Origin of the sequence: Microbacterium phosphatis, assembly GCF_049177115.1 — a bacterium.
Classification (GTDB): Bacteria; Actinomycetota; Actinomycetes; order Actinomycetales; family Microbacteriaceae; genus Microbacterium; species Microbacterium phosphatis.
In genome coordinates this window covers 1,874,294-1,892,024 of the sequence record NZ_CP185370.1, presented here as the reverse complement: position 1 = coordinate 1,892,024, position 17,731 = coordinate 1,874,294, and the positions used below count along the sequence as shown (strand labels likewise).

18 protein-coding genes, 1 tRNA gene and 1 other RNA gene are annotated in these 17,731 nt (G+C 71.1%); 11 read left to right on the top strand and 9 right to left on the bottom strand.

Annotation, left to right across the window (positions count from 1 at the left end):
• Positions 1 to 10: 10 nt before the first annotated feature.
• The 5 genes from ACOKGD_RS09070 to ACOKGD_RS09050 form a co-directional block, all read right to left on the bottom strand.
• Positions 11 to 1,441 (bottom strand): MFS transporter, encoded by a 1,431-nt coding sequence (locus tag ACOKGD_RS09070; protein ID WP_342334504.1) that lies wholly within the window; start codon positions 1,439 to 1,441, stop codon positions 11 to 13.
• Complete coding sequence (locus ACOKGD_RS09065) at positions 1,438 to 2,817, bottom strand: M20/M25/M40 family metallo-hydrolase (RefSeq protein WP_342334505.1); 1,380 nt, start codon at positions 2,815 to 2,817, stop codon at positions 1,438 to 1,440. Before ACOKGD_RS09065 ends, ACOKGD_RS09070 begins: the two co-directional genes overlap by 4 nt.
• 101 nt (positions 2,818 to 2,918) lie before the next feature.
• Positions 2,919 to 3,494: a DUF3618 domain-containing protein gene (locus ACOKGD_RS09060; RefSeq protein WP_342334506.1), complete on the bottom strand. Its 576-nt coding sequence runs from the start codon at positions 3,492 to 3,494 to the stop codon at positions 2,919 to 2,921.
• Positions 3,491 to 3,907: a phage holin family protein gene (locus tag ACOKGD_RS09055; RefSeq protein WP_342334507.1), complete on the bottom strand. Its 417-nt coding sequence runs from the start codon at positions 3,905 to 3,907 to the stop codon at positions 3,491 to 3,493. Before ACOKGD_RS09055 ends, ACOKGD_RS09060 begins: the two co-directional genes overlap by 4 nt.
• Positions 3,897 to 4,736 carry a hypothetical protein gene (locus ACOKGD_RS09050; protein WP_342334508.1) on the bottom strand — a complete coding sequence of 280 codons (840 nt, stop codon included), beginning with the start codon at positions 4,734 to 4,736 and terminating at the stop codon, positions 3,897 to 3,899. The genes ACOKGD_RS09055 and ACOKGD_RS09050 overlap by 11 nt, the downstream gene beginning before the upstream one ends.
• Positions 4,737 to 4,972: 236 nt before the next feature.
• On the opposite strand from ACOKGD_RS09050, the gene ssrA reads away from it, so the two are divergent.
• Positions 4,973 to 5,342, top strand: a transfer-messenger RNA (tmRNA) gene (gene ssrA, locus ACOKGD_RS09045).
• Between the two features lie 71 nt (positions 5,343 to 5,413).
• Here the strand turns inward: ssrA and ACOKGD_RS09040 are convergent.
• On the bottom strand, positions 5,414 to 6,430 hold the full coding sequence (locus tag ACOKGD_RS09040; RefSeq protein WP_342334509.1) for a YihY/virulence factor BrkB family protein: 1,017 nt from the start codon (positions 6,428 to 6,430) through the stop codon (positions 5,414 to 5,416).
• A 106-nt stretch (positions 6,431 to 6,536) separates the two neighbouring features.
• Here ACOKGD_RS09040 and ACOKGD_RS09035 point away from each other — a divergent pair, with 106 nt between their 5' ends.
• Entirely contained in the window at positions 6,537 to 7,619 is a 1,083-nt protein-coding gene (locus ACOKGD_RS09035; RefSeq protein WP_342334510.1) for a Gfo/Idh/MocA family protein, read from the top strand.
• 43 nt (positions 7,620 to 7,662) lie between these two features.
• Here the strand turns inward: ACOKGD_RS09035 and ACOKGD_RS09030 are convergent, their stop codons facing one another.
• Positions 7,663 to 7,938 carry a hypothetical protein gene (locus tag ACOKGD_RS09030; protein ID WP_342334511.1) on the bottom strand — a complete coding sequence of 92 codons (276 nt, stop codon included), beginning with the start codon at positions 7,936 to 7,938 and terminating at the stop codon, positions 7,663 to 7,665.
• Positions 7,939 to 8,057: 119 nt separating this feature from the next.
• On the opposite strand from ACOKGD_RS09030, the gene ACOKGD_RS09025 reads away from it, so the two are divergent.
• The 5 genes from ACOKGD_RS09025 (at position 8,058) to ACOKGD_RS09005 (ending at position 10,408) form a co-directional block, all read left to right on the top strand.
• Positions 8,058 to 8,510, top strand: coding sequence for a carboxymuconolactone decarboxylase family protein (locus ACOKGD_RS09025; protein ID WP_342334512.1), 453 nt, complete (start codon positions 8,058 to 8,060; stop codon positions 8,508 to 8,510).
• 115 nt (positions 8,511 to 8,625) lie between these two features.
• Positions 8,626 to 9,444, top strand: a complete 819-nt coding sequence (locus ACOKGD_RS09020; protein WP_342334513.1) for an inositol monophosphatase family protein — start codon at positions 8,626 to 8,628, stop codon at positions 9,442 to 9,444.
• Positions 9,441 to 9,959, top strand: coding sequence for a hypothetical protein (locus ACOKGD_RS09015; protein WP_342334514.1), 519 nt, complete (start codon positions 9,441 to 9,443; stop codon positions 9,957 to 9,959). The genes ACOKGD_RS09020 and ACOKGD_RS09015 overlap by 4 nt, the downstream gene beginning before the upstream one ends.
• A gap of 39 nt (positions 9,960 to 9,998) precedes the next feature.
• Positions 9,999 to 10,178, top strand: coding sequence for a hypothetical protein (locus ACOKGD_RS09010; RefSeq protein ID WP_342334515.1), 180 nt, complete (start codon positions 9,999 to 10,001; stop codon positions 10,176 to 10,178).
• Between the two features lie 154 nt (positions 10,179 to 10,332).
• Positions 10,333 to 10,408, top strand: a tRNA-Lys gene (locus ACOKGD_RS09005).
• A gap of 129 nt (positions 10,409 to 10,537) precedes the next feature.
• On the opposite strand, the gene ACOKGD_RS09000 is transcribed toward ACOKGD_RS09005, so the two are convergent.
• The gene (locus ACOKGD_RS09000; RefSeq protein ID WP_342334516.1) at positions 10,538 to 11,164 is read right to left on the bottom strand and encodes a GntR family transcriptional regulator; all 627 of its coding nucleotides are present in this window, start codon (positions 11,162 to 11,164) and stop codon (positions 10,538 to 10,540) included.
• Between the two features lie 296 nt (positions 11,165 to 11,460).
• Positions 11,461 to 11,748, bottom strand: coding sequence for a hypothetical protein (locus tag ACOKGD_RS08995; protein WP_342334517.1), 288 nt, complete (start codon positions 11,746 to 11,748; stop codon positions 11,461 to 11,463).
• A gap of 99 nt (positions 11,749 to 11,847) precedes the next feature.
• Here ACOKGD_RS08995 and ACOKGD_RS08990 point away from each other — a divergent pair, with 99 nt between their 5' ends.
• From ACOKGD_RS08990 to ACOKGD_RS08975, 4 genes are all read left to right on the top strand, one after another.
• Complete coding sequence (locus ACOKGD_RS08990; RefSeq protein WP_342334518.1) at positions 11,848 to 13,296, top strand: alpha,alpha-trehalose-phosphate synthase (UDP-forming); 1,449 nt, start codon at positions 11,848 to 11,850, stop codon at positions 13,294 to 13,296.
• Positions 13,296 to 14,069, top strand: coding sequence for a trehalose-phosphatase (gene otsB, locus ACOKGD_RS08985; RefSeq protein ID WP_342334519.1), 774 nt, complete (start codon positions 13,296 to 13,298; stop codon positions 14,067 to 14,069). Before ACOKGD_RS08990 ends, otsB begins: the two co-directional genes overlap by 1 nt.
• 76 nt (positions 14,070 to 14,145) lie before the next feature.
• Positions 14,146 to 15,861, top strand: a complete 1,716-nt coding sequence (gene ilvD / locus ACOKGD_RS08980) for a dihydroxy-acid dehydratase (RefSeq protein ID WP_342334520.1) — start codon at positions 14,146 to 14,148, stop codon at positions 15,859 to 15,861.
• A 51-nt stretch (positions 15,862 to 15,912) separates the two neighbouring features.
• Positions 15,913 to 17,730, top strand: coding sequence for an acetolactate synthase large subunit (locus tag ACOKGD_RS08975; protein ID WP_342334521.1), 1,818 nt, complete (start codon positions 15,913 to 15,915; stop codon positions 17,728 to 17,730).
• Position 17,731: the final 1 nt, after the last annotated feature.

The following is a 17,731-nucleotide window of genomic DNA, read 5'->3' as shown; positions in this document are numbered from 1 at the left end:
GGCCGCGCGCTCAGTGCGCGCGGTCGGTGAACGCGTCCTTCGGGACGAAGACCAGCGCCGCGGCCGCGGCGAGCGCGGTGACGCCGCAGACGATCCAGACCGTGACGTATCCCGCGAAGGAACCGGCGGTCGCCTCGGCGACGCCGCCCGTGCCGTGGACGAGCGCGATGCCGAACACGCAGGAGGCGATCGCCCCGCCGACGGTCTTGACGCCGTTGGTGAGGCCGGTGGCCTGCCCCGTGGCCCACGAGGGGGCGGCGGAGGCCGCGGCGGCGGGCAGCGCCGCCACGAGCGCACCGGATCCGATGCCGGCGATCGCCATGTTGGTCACGAGCTGCGCGTAGGTGTCGTGGAAGGGCAGGAACAGCAGGTACCCGAGGCCCACGAGCATCGAGGCGCCGATCAGGGCGATCCGCGGGGTGAGGCGGCGCGCGACCACGGGGTACACGAGCGCCCCGGCGATCATGGCGATCAGGTACAGCCCGATGATCAGCGAGGTCGCGAAGCCGGCCGTGCCCAGTCCGTAGCCGTAGACGGCCGGATCCGTGCGCGCGAACGTCGACAGCGGCGCCTGCGCCCCGAGCACGCTGACACCGAACAGGCCGGCGGTCAGGAACACCGGCCACAGGGTCTTGTCGGCGAACATGCGGACGTCGACCAGCGGATCCGGCACGCGCAGCTCCCACAGAGCGAACGGCCAGATCAGGAGGGCGCCGGCGACGACAAGCGCCCAGGCGAGGACACCGCCGTCCAGGCGCAGCAGGCTGAGGCCGCCGGTGAACGCCGCGAGCGCGAGCGTGAGCAGCACAACGCCCCCGGTGTCGAGACGGCCGCCGGTGAGCTGGGGCGACTCGCTCACCCACAGCAGGATCACCACGAAGCAGACCGCGACCGCCACGGCCGGCACCAGCAGCACGATCCACAGGGGCAGCGCGTCGACGAGCGCACCGCCGACGAGTGCGCCCGTGATGGCACCGCCCTCGAGCGCCGCCACCAGCAGCCCGGCCGCGCGAGCCGTGAGGATCGATCCGGATCCGGTGGCCCTCGCCCGCGACCAGATCAGCGCGATCTCGAGCGGCAGCCACACGACGTAGAACCCCTGCAGCGCCCAGGCCACGAGGAAGACCGCGAACGAGTCGGTGAACGGCAGGGCGAACGAGGCGACGGCGGTGAGCGCCGTCGACACGAGCAGCATGCGCTTGTGGCCGATCATGTCGCCGAGCTTCGCGAACACCGGCACGACCAGCGCCGACAGCATCAGCTGCGACCCTTCGAGCCAGTTCACATCGGCGTCGTGGATGCCCAGATGACGCGCGATGTCGGTGAGCATCGGGGTGTAGTACCCCTGCAGCACGCCGCTGGTGAACTCGACGAACGCGAGGACGCCGACGACGGCGGCGAGGGCGCCGAGGCGCGGCGTGGCGCGGATGAGAGTGCTCAATCGCCCTCCGGCAGGTTCGTGAGCAGCGCGACGTGGAAGTCGCGGCCCCGCTCGAGTGAGGCGATCTCGACGCGCTCGTCGACGCCGTGGATGGCCGCCCGCTCCTCGCCGCTCATCTCCAGCGGGGCGAAGCGGAAGACGGCGGGGGAGTGACGGTGGAAGTGGCGGGAGTCGCTGGCCTGCATCATCAGGTACGGCGCCGGCAGCGCATCGGGGAAGGCCGTGCGCGAGGCCGCGGCGATCGCCGCGAACTGCGGCCCGTCGGCCGAGGACTCGGGCGACGGGTCCGAGCCCTCGATGACCTCCACCTCCACCTTCGGATCGCGGATCCGCCGCCGGATGCGCGCGAGCGACGTGGCGACGGTCTCGCCCGGCAGGATCCGCACATTGAGCGTCGCGGAGGCCTGCGCCGGCAGCACGTTCGCGGCCGATCCGCCGTCCGCGAGGGTCGCCGCGATCGTGGTGCGCACGAGGGCCGCGGGCTCGCCGCCGAGGCGGGCCAGGACCCGCGCGGTGAGAGGCGGGGCCGACGCGAGCAGGCGCAGCAGCACCCCGCCCAGGCCCGGCGCGCGCGAGGCGAGGGCGCGGATCATGCGCGTGACGGTGGGGGTGGCGCGGGGCGCGAAGGTGCCGGCGTCGAGCCGCCCGATGGCGCGGGCGATGCGGCCGATCGCGGTGAGCCCGCGGGGGGCGGACGCATGGCCCCCGTCTCCCCGCGCGCGGATGCGGAACGTCGCGACGCCCTTCTCGCCGAGGCCGATCATCGCCGCCCGTCCGCGCACGAACGGCAGCGGCGCCTCGACGACCGCGCCGCCCTCGTCGAGCACCAGCCACGGGGTGATCGATCGGTCCCGCAGCGTGCGGGCGATCGCGGCCGCGGCGCCCCCATACGTCTCCTCGTCGCCGCCGAAGGAGAGATAGACATCGCGTGCCGGCGTGAACCCCGCCGCGAGCAGATCCTCGACCGCCTCGAGGATGACGAGAAGGGGCCCCTTGTCATCCAGCGCGCCGCGGCCGTGCACAACGCCGTCCTCGATCACGCCGTCGAACGGCCGGTGGTGCCAGCCGTCGTCCTCGGAGGCGGGCACAACGTCGTAGTGCGCCATCAGCACCACCGGGGCGGACGGCGACGCCCCCGGCCACCGGTACAGCAGGCCGAGCTCGGTGATCCGCTCGCGCTCCAGGGTGCTGTGCACCCGGGGGTACAGCTCGCCTAGCAGCGCGGCGAACTCGTCGAAGGGGCCCTGCCCGCGTGCGTCGCGCTCGGCGCTGACGGTGGGGATCCGGATCATGCGCGCCAGGCGCGCGGGCGCGCCCTCTCGCCTCGGGACCGCGGTGTCCGGGCGTGCGGGTGGGACGTGGCTCGGGTCTGCCATGGACACACAGTAGTGCCCTGGGGATCGCGCGACACGCGCGGGCCCGCCGGCGCGCGAAAGAGGGCGGCGGTGTGAACCGCCGCCCTCTCGCCGCACTCGCCTCAGCTGTTGCCGAGGGTGTCGCGGGCCTCCTGTGCGCGGTCGCGCACCGTGCCCGCCGAGTCCTGCGCGTCATCGCGGACGTTCGACACCGCGTCCTGCGCTGTGTCCTTGACCGCCGTGGCCGCCTGCTGCACGGGCTCCTTCAGGTCCTCTCCGACCTGCTGGGCGACGTGCTTGGCCTCGTCGACCAGTGGCTGCGCCTGCTCCTTCACGCCCTCCGCGATCTCCTTCTCCTTCTCGGACGCGGGGATCAGCGAGGAGATGATCAGACCGGCGGCGAACGCCATGGCGCCCACGGCGAGCGGGTTGCCCTCCGCCTTGCGCACCGCACGGTGCGTGGCGTCGGACGCCCCGCCGGCGACGGCGGATGTCGCGCCGTGCAGCGAGGATCCGGCGTCATCGGCCGCGCCCATGACCCGCTCGCGAACGGAGGAGAAGGCGCCCTTGATCTTGTCCGTCTGCCGGTGCGCGATCTTCGACGGCGTCACCTTGTCGACGAGGGCGTCGGCGTCATAGCTGAGTTCACGGCGGGTGCGCTCGATCTCGGCGCGGATCGCCTCGGGTGAATCGGTCATCGGTTCTCCTCATTCCTCTTGAGGGCGTCGGGGATCTTCCCCAGCGTCTCCACCGTGCGGGGAGCGCCCTTCACTTCCTTGATCTGTTTGCGGCCCATGACGAACAGGACCGCGGCGATCGCCGCCCAGATGAGTGCGACGATCACGGCCGACCAGCCGAGCCCGACGAGCTGGCCGAGACCCCACCAGAGGGCGACCGACAGGAAGAACACGGCCATGAGGGCGCCGTAGCCGGCGCCGCCCATCAGCCCCGCTCCGGTACCCGCCTTGGTCGCGGAGTCCTTCAGCTCGGCCTTCGCCAGCGCGATCTCCTGGCGGATCAGCACCGAGAGATCCTGGGTCACTTCGCCCAGCAGGTCGCCGAGCGACGTGGAGGCCGCCTTCTGCTCGGACGGTGTGGGATCAGAGACCATCGCGCGCCTCCCCGGTCACGCCGCCGGGCGTGAATCCCGGCTCGGCCGCGGGGTTCGCGGCGCGGGTCTGGTCGTACATCGGCGCGGGCTCCGAGCCGACCACCGCCGGCGAGCCGACGGCTGCGCCGGCCACGGTGCCGGGGGTGCCCACGGTGCCGGGCGTGCCGACCGTGCCGGGCGTCGCCGTGGTCGAGGGCGTGCCCACGGTGCCGGCCGTGCCGGTGGAAACGACGCCGGATCCGCTGGCGTCGTGCTCATCCTTCGCGTTCTCGGCCAGCGCGCGGGTCAGGCGCCCCGCGGCGAGGCCCGCGACGAGCGCACCGGCGATGAACATGCCGGGCTTGCGCCGCGCGAAGGTCTTGACCTCGTGCATCAGCGAGCCGGGGTCGCGCTGGGAGAGCCACGACGACGCGTCCGACAGGCGCGTGGACGCCATCTCGACGAACTCGGTCGCCATGCCGGGGTTCTCGGAGCCGCGCGCCATCGACTGGAGCTCGTCGCCGATGGACCGGAGCCCCTCCGCGACCCGCTGCTGCTGGGTGGCGGCCTGATCGGTCAGCTCGCGACGGGTCTGGGCGTAGACCTGCTTGGCCTGGGCCTTCGTCTCGTGTGCGACGGCCGACGCCTCGTGCTTGGCGGTCTCCGCTACGTGACCCGCCTCAGCGCGCGCCGTGTCCTTGAGGTCCGACGCCTCGTGCTTCGCGGCCTCGGTCCGGCTGGAATCACCCGAAGACCCTCCGACGACGCCACCCGGCGATCCGTGGCCGACGACTCCCGATTCGTAGTCCGTCGTGTTCGACGGCGGAACCGCACCATAGTTCTGCGACATGGTCTTCCTCTCCGTTACCGCTTGGTCTGGGATGACCATGTAACGCGGTCCGAGGCGCATCCGCTTGTGGCTTGACCCGATCGCCGAACCGTGCAATGACGCGAGGCGGGGGCCGCGGAATAGGTCGGCGTGCCGATCCGTTGTAGACTGTGATGCTCGGCGACTTCGTCGAGAGCGGCCCTCGGGCCTGGCAATTCCACAGTGCGACAACGCCTCCTTCATGCGAAGGATTCGACGGGGCTGATCGGTTTCGACAGTGCTTGCGAATCTGCGAGAAGCGGGCCGAGGATGCGGGGTTATCTCGTTAACGCTCCCTGCAAACCAACAAGTGCCAACTCCAAGCGCACTGACTTCGCTCTCGCTGCCTAAGCGAGCCCGATAGTCCGTCAGACCGTGGGTGATCCCGACACGGATTCTGGCGTCATCTAGGGATCTTGCTGTGAGACGGTGTCGAGACGTCTCGCGGGACTCTTCCTCGACTGGGCTCGTCGACTTAGGTGTCTGTGACAAAGGTCGGAGCCGAGCAGAACGCTTTCACAGACTGCGCCCGGAGAAGCCCCAGAGACTCAGTGCTGGACGGGGGTTCGATTCCCCCCAGCTCCACGGACGTTGTCGCACAGCTTGTGGAATGCCGCAGAAGACCCCCGCGATCCTCGGATCACGGGGGTCTTCCGCATTCACGGGCGGTGACGGATGCGGCGCGCCTCCGCGCGGTCCTTGGCGGCGCGGTCGGCGAGCTTCTCGAACCGCTTCGTGTCGCGCGGGGGCAGCTGGATGCGGTCCTCGGCGGCGACGCCGGCCTGCAGCTCGCGGGTGCGCTCGAGCTCGGCGTCGAACTGCGCGCCGAACAGCAGGGCGCCGTTGGCGATCCAGGTCCACACCAGGAAGATCACCACGCCGGCGAGAGAGCCGTAGGTGCGCTCGTAGCTGCCGGAGAGGCTCACGTAGATCCCGAATCCCACGCTGGCGAGGGCGAGGAGGCCGATCGCGATGAAGGCGCCGACGCTGATCCAGCGGAAGTTGGGCTGCCGCGAGTTCGGGGTGAAGTAGTACAGCACCGCGACGAAGAAGACCACGATCACCACCAGCGCGGGCCACCGGACGATGCGCCACACGAGCAGGCCCGTCTCGCCCACCCCGAGCGCCTGGCCGACGGCCTCGGCGATGTCGCCCGAGACGAGCAGCAGGATCCCTGCGAGCGCGACGAGCACGATCGCCAGCACGGTGACGAGCAGCTGCGACCCCTTGAGCTTCCAGTAGGGGCGGCCCTCCTTGGTCTCCCAGATGCGGTTCATCGCGCGCCCGAACGCGCTCACGTAGAGCGACGAGGTCCAGATGGCGATCAGGATCCCGCCTCCCAGGGCGTATCGGGCGACGGGCGAGCTGGAGAGCTCCTCGATCGGCCCGCGCAGCGACTCCGCCGCGTCGGGCGCCGCCTGCTGCAGCACCCCGAGCACCGCGTCGGCCGCCTCCTGATCCTGGCCGATGACGCCCAGGAGCGAGAAAGCCACGATCGCCGCGGGCACCAGTGACAGCACGGTGTAGAAGGTGAGGCCGGCGGCGAGGTCGCGGCACTCGTCGTCGATGAACTCGTGCACGCTCTTCTTCAGCACGTGCCACCACGACACCCGGTGGATCTCTCTCAGCCCTGGCTTGCCCGTGGGCGTCGCGGGGTCATGCTCAGTCGTGCTCATGCACCCATGTAAGCCGGTGCGCGCCCGCCGTGCCTCCCACTTGACGGGACTGGGGCCGCCGTGGCACGCCGCCCGCGCACCCTTCACGGCCCCCTACGCTGGCCAGATGGATCCGCATGAGCCCGGAACGTTCGCCATCGTCGGAGACGGCTACCGGGCGGGGCTCATCGCCCGCATCGTCGCCCGCCTGGACGGGAGGCTGACCCTGACAGGCATCGCCACCCGTCGCCCCGAGCGCGTGTCGTCGCTCGAGGACGAGTACGGCGTGCGGGTGTGGACCGACGTGGTCGCGCTCGCCGCCGAGTGCGACGCCGACTTCGTGTTCGTGGCGGTGCAGGGCGACAAGGCGCCGGGCATCGTCGCGCAGCTCGTCGCGGCGGGGCGCTCGGTCATGGTCGAGACGCCCCCGGCGCCGGACGTGGCGGGGCTGATCGCCCTCGACCGCCTCGTCCGCGAGGGCGCGGTGATCCAGGTCGCCGAGCAGTACCACCTCGAGCCGCTGGTCGCGGCGCAGCTCTCCGTCGGCGCATCCGGACTGATCGGCGACGTCCTGCAGGCCGATGTCGCGATCGCGCACGAGTACCACGGCATCAGCGTCCTGCGCCGCGCGCTCGGGACGGGCTTCGACCCCGTGACCATCCGCGCGATGCAGGCGACCGCTCCCGTGATGTGGGGGCCGGACCGCGCGGGCGATCCGGTCGAGGACCGCCTGGCGACGTCGACGCGCAGCCTCGCCTGGTTCGACTGGGATGGGCGCCTGGGTGTCTACGACTTCGACGATCAGCAGTACCGATCGTGGATCCGGACACCGCGGCTGCAGCTGCGCGGGTCGCACGGCGAGCTGCGCGACACGACCGTGCGCCGCCAGGTAGACCACCGCACGCCGGTGCGGTCGGAGATCGTGCGGCTCGACGCGGGCGCGGCGGGCAGCCACGAGGGCATGTACCTGCGCGGCTACCAGCTGGACGGGCGATGGCTCGATCACAACGAGCTCGCGCCGGCGCGGATCGCCGACGATGAGATCGGGATCGCGCGCGTGCTGCTCGGCATGCTCGCGCACGTGCGGGGCGGCGCCGCGATCTACGACCTCGCCGACGCGGCGCAGGACCACTACCTCGGCCTGCTCCTGCGCGAGGCCGTGGCGACCGGTCAGCCGGCGCGGTCCGAGCGCATGCCCTGGGCGGGCTGACTCGGGCGCCCTGGCTCAGGCGCGGTGACTCGGACGCGCTGGCTCAGGCGCGTCGCACCGACATCAGCGACCAGCCTTCGGGCACGGCGGTGTGCAGCGCATCGAGGTCCGGCGCCTCGATCTCGCGCGTCTCGCCCCAGCGCGCCATGCGGCCCGTCGCGGTGAGGGCCTTCGACCCCTTGGGCATCGCGACGCTCGAGTGGGTGAACTGCCAGCCCTCGGGCACCTGCGCCATGAAGGCGTCGTGAATCGCCTCGAGCGTCTCGCCCTCGGCGGTCAGATCGCGGGATTCGGTGGGACGGATGACGCCGATGAGCACGCCTCCGATCCTACGCGGGCCCCGCGCCCGGGCCCGCCGGCACCTCGGCCGTCACAACCGGGCGGGCTGCGTGGTCAGTCGGAGTGAAGCCGCGCAACGGGCGCGGCGAGAGGAGAGTCATGTCCCATCACGTCAACATCGCGAAGCTGCACCCCGAGGCCTACCAGGCGATGATGTCGCTCAGCGGCGTCGTCGAGACGGCCGCCGTCGCGTCGGGTCTCGACGAGAGGCTCATCGAGCTCGTGAAGATCCGCGCGTCCCAGCTGAACGGCTGCGCCTTCTGCCTGCGTATGCACACGCGTGACGCGATCAAGGCGGGGGAGACCTTCGACCGCCTGGCCGTTGTGGCGGCCTGGTGGGAGTCGCAGTACTTCAGCGAGGCCGAGCGTGCGGCCCTGCAGCTCGCCGAGACCATCACGCTGCAGCGCGATCATGGCCGCATCCCGGGCCGCGACGTCCAGCCCTCCGACGCCCTCGACGACACGCAGATCTCGGCCATCACGTGGCTCGTGATCGAGATCAACGCGTGGAACCGCGTCGCGGTCGCGTCGCACTTCCCGGTCGCGCCGTAGCGACCGCCGTCGCTCCGACCACGGTCGCGCGGATCGCGGCGGACCGAATCCTGTGGGACGTCACAGAAGGCCGGGCGGGGGTGGGCGTGTCGGGGGTCGCCGGTATCCTCGAGACGTGACTTCCCCCGCTGCGCCTGGTTCCCTCGACGCCGACCTGCAGCTCGCGCTGCTGCTCGCCGACGCCGCCGACGCGCAGACGCTCCCGCGGTTCGACGCGGCCGACCTCGACGTGTCGCGGAAGGCCGATCGCACGCACGTGACCGACGCCGACCTCGCGGCCGAGCGCGCGGTGCGCGCGCTGCTGGCCGAGCACCGGCCGCACGACAGCGTCTTCGGCGAGGAGTACGGCGCCGACGCGCCCACCTCGCGTCGCTGGATCATCGATCCGATCGACGGCACCGCCAATTTCCTGCGCGGCGTGCCCGCCTGGGGCACGATGATCGGCCTCCAGATCGATGGTGTGGTGCGCCTCGGCGTCGTCAGCTCGCCGGCCTGGGGTCGCCGCTGGTGGGGCGCCGAGGGGCTCGGCGCGTTCACGAGCACCCCGGATGGCGCCTCGCGCGCGATCCGGGTGTCGGGTGTCGACTCGCTCGATGACGCGAGCGTCAGCTTCCAGAGCATCGCGCAGTGGGACCGTGCCGGTCACCTGGACGCGCTGCTCGCCCTCACCCGCCGCGTGTGGCGCGACCGTGCCTACGGCGACATCTGGTCGTACATGCTGCTCGCCGAGGGGCGCCTCGAGATGGTCGGCGAGTTCGACGTCAAGGAGTACGACCTCGCGGCGGCCGCCGCAATCGTCACGGCCGCGGGGGGCCGGTTCTCGTCGTTCGAGGGTGAGCCCTCGATCGCCACCGGCTCGTCCGTCGCGACCAACGGCGTGCTGCACAACGCGATCCTGGACGTGCTGCACGGCGCTCCGCCGGTGACGTCATGAGCGCGCCGCGTCGCGCGGCGGCCCTGCTGCTCGCCGTCGCGGCGACCTTCACGCTGGCGGCGTGCACGCCTCAGGGCGCCCCGGCGCCGGGCGCCACCTCGCCCGGCGGCCAGTCCACGGTCGATCCGGATGCCGAGCCGACCTGCGCGACGATCATCCCCAAGACGCTCGTCGCCGACTTCGAGGAGTACGGCCTCGAGGCCATCGCGGAGCCGTTCGCCTTCGGCGACCCGGCAACGACGTCGGTGCCCGGCGGCATCACCTGCAAGTGGGGCAACCCGGAGGTGCCGACCGACCACGGTGTGCAGATCTACGGCTGGGCGCCGCTCGATGCGGCCGGGCGCAAGAAGTGGACCGCATTCCTCGCGGACGAGGGATGGACCGCGTCCGAGGAGGACGGCTTCCAGTACTTCGGCGACCCGTTCGTCGAGGGCGGCATGACCTACGGCTTCGGCAAGGGGTTCGTCATCCTCGCCGACACCAAGGAGGGCCTCGCGCTCGTCTCGTTCCCCTGATCCGCGTATCTCCGCCGGGTGTTGTGTCTCCTAGACCGCATGAGCGACATCGATGACGATGGGGGCGAGTTCTGGTTCGAGTACGCGGTGCGGCGCCCCGGGGTCGTGACGCGGGCGATAGGCCCGCTTCCGTGGCGGGAGGCCGAACGGCTCGCGCGCGAGACCGGCGGCACGATCATGCGCCGGCGCATCACCCACGGGGCCTGGGCGACCGCCTGAGCGGCGCGGATCGCACCGCCGCGTCGGGACGTGGCTGTCCGTGCGCGTGGACACGCCCGACGTGCGGGATCTGCCGCCCCGATTCGCCCCCGCCGACAACTCCTGGTAATGTTTTTCCTCGTTGCCAGGGAGTGAAAAGCGCCCCGGTCGACATGCACCTCTAGCTCAATCGGCAGAGCAACTGACTCTTAATCAGTGGGTTCTGGGTTCAAGTCCCAGGGGGTGCACCACACAAGGCCCCGGTCGCGTCAGCGACCGGGGCCTTCGTCGTTCGCGCCGTTCCTCTCGGGCAGACGGAGAGGGGCCGGCCGACGCGGGGCGTGTCGGCCGGCCCCTCGGGGGCGATCGTCGGGGTCGGGTCAGTCGACGATGCCGTACTGCGCGCGGGCGATCCGCTCGGCGGCGTCCGAGTCGCCGGCCAGGAACGCGTCGCGCAGCTCGCGGAAGCTCGCCGCCAGCTCCTCGGGGGTGTCGAGGGGCAGGTTCGCGGCGCTCAGGTTGCGCTGGATGGCGATGCCGATGTCGGATGCCATGACCGACATGAACGAGTTGCTCGCGAGGGTGACGAGCAGCAGGTGCAGGTCGCGGCGCGCGCCGACCACGTCGCCTGTCTCCTGCAGACGCGCGGCGAGGTCCGCGATGGACTGGGCCGCGGCGGGTCGACCGTCGGCGCCGACGGCCCCGATGGCCATGCGCACGAGCGAGACCAGGTAGTGGCCCGAGAAGCGGCGGGTGGAGTCCGCGAGGTCGGGGGTGACCTCCGTGACACGGGTGTACCGGCTGGCGGCGGTCTCGATGAGGCCGACCCGCTGCAGGCGCTGGAGGGCCTCGCGGACGGGCATCCGCGAGACGCCGAGCTGCTGGGCGAGCTCGTGGTCGCGCACGCGTGCGCCGGCCGGGATCGTGCCATCGATGATGGCGTCTGCGATGCGCTCCGCGACGATGTCGCTGAGGCGCGTGGGCGAGATCTCAAGGGTCTCGATCATCGTCTTCTCCTCCCCGGGCACGGTCGACGCCGACCCGGCTTCAGAAACCTGAAAGGGGTGAGCCCGGTGGCCGTGCGGGTCGTTGAAGAATCTCCTGCGGGGGCAGGCGTCACGGCGGGGCCGAGCGGCGCACCTCGGTGACGGTGAAGCGGGACGGGGGGTTCCCATGTCGGATCCGCGGTGCGGTGATCAAACGATATGCCGGACCGGCCGTTTCGGCACGCCGAAACGGCCGAACCGGCGGATTCAAAGCTGGTTTTCACCCCCCGCCTCACCCTGGGGGAGACGGATCGGGGTCAGCGGCGCGGCGAGCGGCGCGCGAGGTGCTTCTCGGCCTCGGCGGGGGAGTAGTACTTCGTCTCCTTGCCCTTGATGGGGGAGTCGTCCGAGAGCGGCTTGCCGACGCTGGCTCGGCGGATGTCCATCAGCGTGCCGATCGTCAGCGCGAGGGTGATGCCCCAGCTGAGCCAGGCGAGGCCGCTGCGCCAGGTGAACCGCTGTCCGTTCGCCCCGCGGAGCATCGAGTACCCGGACGTCAGCGTGCCGATGAGTCCCGTGCCGGTGAGGTATTTGCGCAGAGCCATGTCACCCACGCTATCGCCGAAGTCAAGCCCCCGCGGGCGATCTCCTGCCCAGCAGGCCCCGCTGATACCGTGAAAACACAGCCCCCAAGGAGGAGCCTGATGCCTGCCACTGCCGCTCGTGCAGACCTTGTCGTCGTCGCCAATCGCCTTCCCGTCGACCGCGTGGTCGCTCCCGACGGAGAAGAGAGCTGGCGGCGCTCCCCGGGTGGTCTGGTCACCGCCCTCGAGCCCGTGATGCGCAAGCCGGATCGCGCGTGGGTCGGATGGGGCGGACAGCCCGACCTCGACCTCCAGCCCTTCGACTTCGAGGGCGCGCGCCTGGTCCCCGTGCCGCTGAGCGCGGGCGAGATCGAGAGCTACTACGAGGGCTTCGCGAACGGCACCATCTGGCCGCTGTACCACGACGTCATCGCGACGCCGGTCTACCGCCGCTCCTGGTGGGAGTCCTACGTGAAGGTGAACCGGCGCTTCGCCGAGGCCGCCGCCGACACCGTCGCCGAGGGCGGCGTGGTCTGGGTCCAGGACTACCAGCTGCAGCTGGTGCCGAAGCTCCTGCGGGAGCTGCGCCCGGACGTGACGATCGGCTACTTCCACCACATCCCATTCCCCGCCTACGGCCTGTACTCGCAGCTGCCCTGGCGTCGCCAGGTGCTCGAGGGCCTCCTCGGCGCCGATGTCATCGGCTTCCAGCGCCAGGCGGACGCCGGCAACTTCCAGCGATCGGTGCGGCGCGTGCTGCACCACACCACCCGCTCGAACGAGATCGTCGTCGCCTCCGCCCAGGACGGCGAGTCCGCGTCGCGCGTCGCGATCGCGAAGGCGTACCCGATCTCGATCGACGCCCAGTCCTACATCGACCTGGCTCAGGACCCGGCGGTCCGTGCCCGGGCGGTGGAGATCCGCGAGCAGCTCGGCAACCCGAAGACGATCCTGCTCGGTGTCGACCGTCTCGACTACACGAAGGGCATCCGCCATCGCCTGAAGGCGTTCGGCGAGCTGCTGCAGGACGGCAAGCTCCACGTGGGCGACGCGACGCTCGTGCAGGTCGCGAGCCCGTCGCGTCAGCGCGTCGACGCCTACGCCGACCTGCGCGACGAGATCGAGCTCACCGTGGGCCGCATCAACGGCGACTTCGACACGATGCACCACACGGCGATCCGATACCTGCACCAGGGGTTCCCCCGCGAGGAGATGGTCGCCCTCTATCTCGCCGCCGACGTGATGCTGGTGACCGCGCTCCGTGACGGCATGAACCTCGTCGCCAAGGAGTACGTGGCCTCGCGCACCGACCACACCGGTGTGCTGCTGCTGAGCGAGTTCGCCGGCGCCGCCGACGAGCTCACGAGCGCGCTGCTGGTCAACCCCCACGACATCGGCGGCCTGAAGGACCTGATCATGCGCGCGGTCGAGATGTCGCCGGGCGAGCAGTCGCGCCGGGTGCGGGCGCTGCGCCGACGGGTGCTCGATCACGACGTCGAGGACTGGTCGCACGACTTCCTCAGCGACATCGACAAGGTGCGCCAGGCGCGCAACGCAGGCGCGCTCTGATGTCCTGGCAGGCGGAGGTCCGCGCCCTGGCCGCGACCGACACGCTGCTGGTGGCCCTCGACTTCGACGGCACGCTGTCGTACCTGAGCGACCAGCCGATGAGTGTCCGCGCCGTGCCCGAGGCGGCCGAGGCCGTCCGTCGGCTGGCCGCGCTGCCGCGCACCACCGTCGCGTTCGTGTCCGGCCGCCAGCTCTCGGATCTGCGCGCCATCGGCGAGCATGACGACGACTCGGCGGTCTGGCTGGCGGGCTCGCACGGCGCCGAGCACTGGCGCCCCGCGGGGGTGCCCGGTCCGGCCCCGTCCGAGGGGGATCCGGCGGACGCCTCCGTCGCCGAGCGGCTCCTGGCCGACGCCGAGCGGGCGGTCGAGGGCATCGAGGGCGCGTGGATCGAGCACAAGGCGTACGGCCTCGCCGTCCACACCCGGCTGGCGGACGAGGCGGGTGCGCGTGAGGCGCAGGATCGCGTCGACGCGCTGGTGAGCGAGCAGGCGCCCGGGTGGCGCCGCCGCACCGGCAAGGACCTGATCGAGTACGCCTGGCGGCACGAGGGCAAGGACACGGCCGTGGCCGCCCTGCAGGCCGAGACCGGTGCGACGGCCGTGCTGTTCGCGGGCGACGACGTCACCGACGAGGACGCGCTGCGCAGCCTCGGCGACGACGACCTGGGCGTCCGCGTCGGACCGGGGGAGACGGCCGCGCGGGTGCGCGTCGCCGACCCGCTGGAGCTCGCAGAGTTGCTCACCGAACTGGCTGTCGCGCGAGCATCCTGAACAACCTCTCCGCGGTTCGCGTGGCGCTCTGCGCTCGCGGCCGGGAGGCATCCCGCGCCGGGCATAGACTTCCGACATGGTCGACCTCGCTACACCGTCCGAAACTCCCGACATCAAGCCCCGCAGCCGCGTCGTCACGGATGGCATCGAGGCCACCACGTCGCGCGGCATGCTCCGGGCCGTGGGAATGGGCGACGCCGACTGGGACAAGCCCCAGATCGGCATCGCGTCCAGCTGGAACGAGATCACCCCCTGCAACCTGAGCCTGGACCGCCTCGCTCAGGGTGCCAAGGAGGGTGTGCACGCCGGCGGCGGCTACCCGCTGCAGTTCGGCACCATCTCCGTCTCCGACGGCATCTCGATGGGCCACGAGGGCATGCACTTCTCGCTGGTCTCGCGCGAGGTCATCGCCGACTCGGTCGAGACCGTCATGATGGCCGAGCGCCTCGACGGCAGCGTCCTCCTCGCCGGCTGCGACAAGTCGATCCCCGGCATGCTCATGGCGAGCGCCCGCCTCGACCTCTCGAGCGTGTTCCTCTACGCCGGATCCATCGCGCCCGGCTGGGTGAAGCTGTCGGACGGCACCGAGAAGGACGTCACGATCATCGACTCGTTCGAGGCCGTCGGCGCCTGCCGCGCCGGTCTTATGAGCGAGGAGGACCTGAAGCGCATCGAGTGCGCCATCGCCCCGGGTGAGGGCGCGTGCGGCGGCATGTACACCGCGAACACCATGGCCTCGGTCGCCGAGGCGCTGGGGCTCAGCCTGCCCGGCTCCGCCGCCCCGCCCGCCGCCGACCGTCGCCGCGACTACTTCGCGCACCGCTCGGGCGAGGCCGTTGTGAACCTGCTGCGTCAGGGCATCACCACCCGCGACATCCTCACCAAGGAGGCCTTCGAGAACGCCATCGCGCTCGCGATGGCCCTCGGCGGCTCGACCAACGTCGTCCTGCACCTGCTGGCCATCGCCCGCGAGGCCGAGATCGACCTCACGCTGCACGACTTCAACCGCATCGGCGACAAGACGCCGCACGTGGCCGACATGAAGCCGTTCGGCAAGTACGTCATGAACGACGTCGACCGTCACGGCGGCATCCCGGTGATCATGAAGGCCATGCTCGACGAGGGCCTGTTGCACGGCGACGCGCTCACCGTGACCGGCAAGACGCTCGCCGAGAACCTCAAGGACCTCAACCCCGACCCCATCGACGGCGAGGTCATCCACACGTTCGACAACCCGATCCACGCATCGGGCGGCATCACGATCCTGCACGGATCGCTGGCCCCCGAGGGCGCCGTCGTGAAGACCGCCGGCTTCGACGCCTCGGTCTTCGAGGGCCCCGCACGCGTGTTCGAGCGTGAGCGCGCGGCCATGGACGCCCTCGCCGCCGGCGAGATCAGCGCGGGCGACGTGCTGGTCATCCGCTACGAGGGCCCCAAGGGCGGCCCGGGCATGCGCGAGATGCTCGCGGTCACCGCGGCCATCAAGGGCGCCGGGCTCGGCAAGGATGTACTACTCTTGACGGACGGTCGATTCTCAGGCGGCACAACCGGACTGTGTATCGGCCATGTTGCACCGGAGGCGGTGGACGGTGGTCCAATCGCCTTCGTGCGCGATGGTGATCTGATCAGGGTCGATATCGCTGCTCGCTCGCTTGACCTACTCGTCGACGACGCAGAGCTCGAATCCCGCCGTTCCGGCTGGGAGCCCCTGCCCCCGCGCTACACCCGAGGCGTTCTGGCGAAGTACTCGCGACTCGTGCGCTCCGCTGCGGAGGGCGCGACGACCGGCTGACCCGTGACGGTGTCACGCGGTCCCCTCGACTCGACTCAAGGAAGCATCACCATGCCCGATTCCGCGACTTCTGACGCGGCGAAGGTGCTGCCGCGCCCTCCCGCATCCCGTTCGACCTCGTCCTCGGCTCCCGTTCTCACGGGCGCGGAGGCCGTGGTCCGCTCGCTCGAGCTGCTCGGCGTCGACGACGTCTTCGGCCTGCCCGGCGGCGCCATCCTCCCCGTCTACGACCCGCTGATGTCCGCCGAGAAGCTGCGGCACATCCTGGTCCGCCACGAGCAGGGCGCCGGCCACGCGGCCGAGGGCTACGCCTCGGCCAGCGGCCGCGTCGGCGTGTGCATCGCCACGTCCGGCCCGGGTGCCACGAACCTTGTCACCGCGATCGCCGACGCCTACATGGACTCGGTGCCGCTGCTCGCCATCACCGGCCAGGTGTTCTCCACCCTCATGGGCACGGACGCCTTCCAGGAGGCCGACATCGTCGGCATCACGATGCCGATCACGAAGCACTCGTTCCTGGTGAAGACGGCCGCCGAGATCCCGGCCGCCATCGCCGCCGCCTACGAGATCGCGTCGACCGGACGCCCCGGTCCCGTCCTGGTGGACATCACCAAGGACGCCCAGCAGGCGGAGGCGCCCTTCATCTGGCCGCCGAAGATCGACCTGCCCGGCTACCGTCCCGTCACCAAGGCGCACGGCAAGCAGATCCAGGCAGCGGCCGCGCTGCTCGCCCAGGCCGAGAAGCCCGTCCTGTACGTCGGCGGCGGCGTGATCCGCGCCCGTGCCTCGGAGGAGCTGAAGACCCTCGCCGAGGCGTCCGGCGCCCCCGTGGTGACCACCCTGATGGCCCGCGGCGCGTTCCCGGACTCGCACGAGCAGCACCTGGGCATGCCCGGGATGCACGGCACGGTCCCGGCCGTGCTGGCGCTGCAGGAGGCCGACCTCATCGTCGCCCTCGGCGCGCGCTTCGACGACCGCGTGACCGGCAAGGCCGCGCTGTTCGCCCCGAACGCGAAGGTCGTGCACGTCGACATCGACCCGGCGGAGATCGGCAAGATCCGCACCGCCGACGTGCCGATCGTGGGCGACCTGAAGGACGTCCTCGTCGACCTCGACGCCGCGCTGCACGCCCGCAGCGACCGGACCGACATCGCCGAGTGGTGGGCCTACCTCCGCGGCCTGCAGAACCAGTACCCCCTCGGCTACGCGCCGCCCAAGGACGGACTGCTCGCCCCGCAGCACGTGATCAGCCGCATCGGCGAGCTCACGGGCCCGGAGGGCGTGTACGCCTCCGGCGTGGGTCAGCACCAGATGTGGTCGGCGCAGTTCATCAAGTACGAGCGCCCCAACTCGTGGCTCAACTCCGGCGGCGCCGGCACGATGGGCTACTCGGTTCCGGCCGCGATGGGCGCCAAGGTCGCCGAGCCGGATCGTGTGGTCTGGGCGATCGACGGCGACGGCTGCTTCCAGATGACCAATCAGGAGCTGGCCACCTGCACGTTGAACAACATCCCGATCAAGGTCGCGATCATCAACAACTCGTCGCTGGGCATGGTGCGACAGTGGCAGACGCTGTTCTACGACGGCCGCTACTCGAACACCGACCTGAACACGGGCCACGACACCATCCGCATCCCGGACTTCGTGAAGCTGGCCGAGGCCTATGGCTGCCTCGCGATCCGCGTCGAGAAGCCCGAAGAGGTGGACGCGGCGATCACGCTCGCGCTCGAGACGAACGACCGCCCCGTCGTCATCGACTTCGTCGTGAGCGCCGACGCGATGGTGTGGCCGATGGTCCCGCAGGGCGTCAGCAACAGCTACGTCCAGTACGCCCGCGACCACGCTCCGGCCTTCAGCGAGGACGACTGAC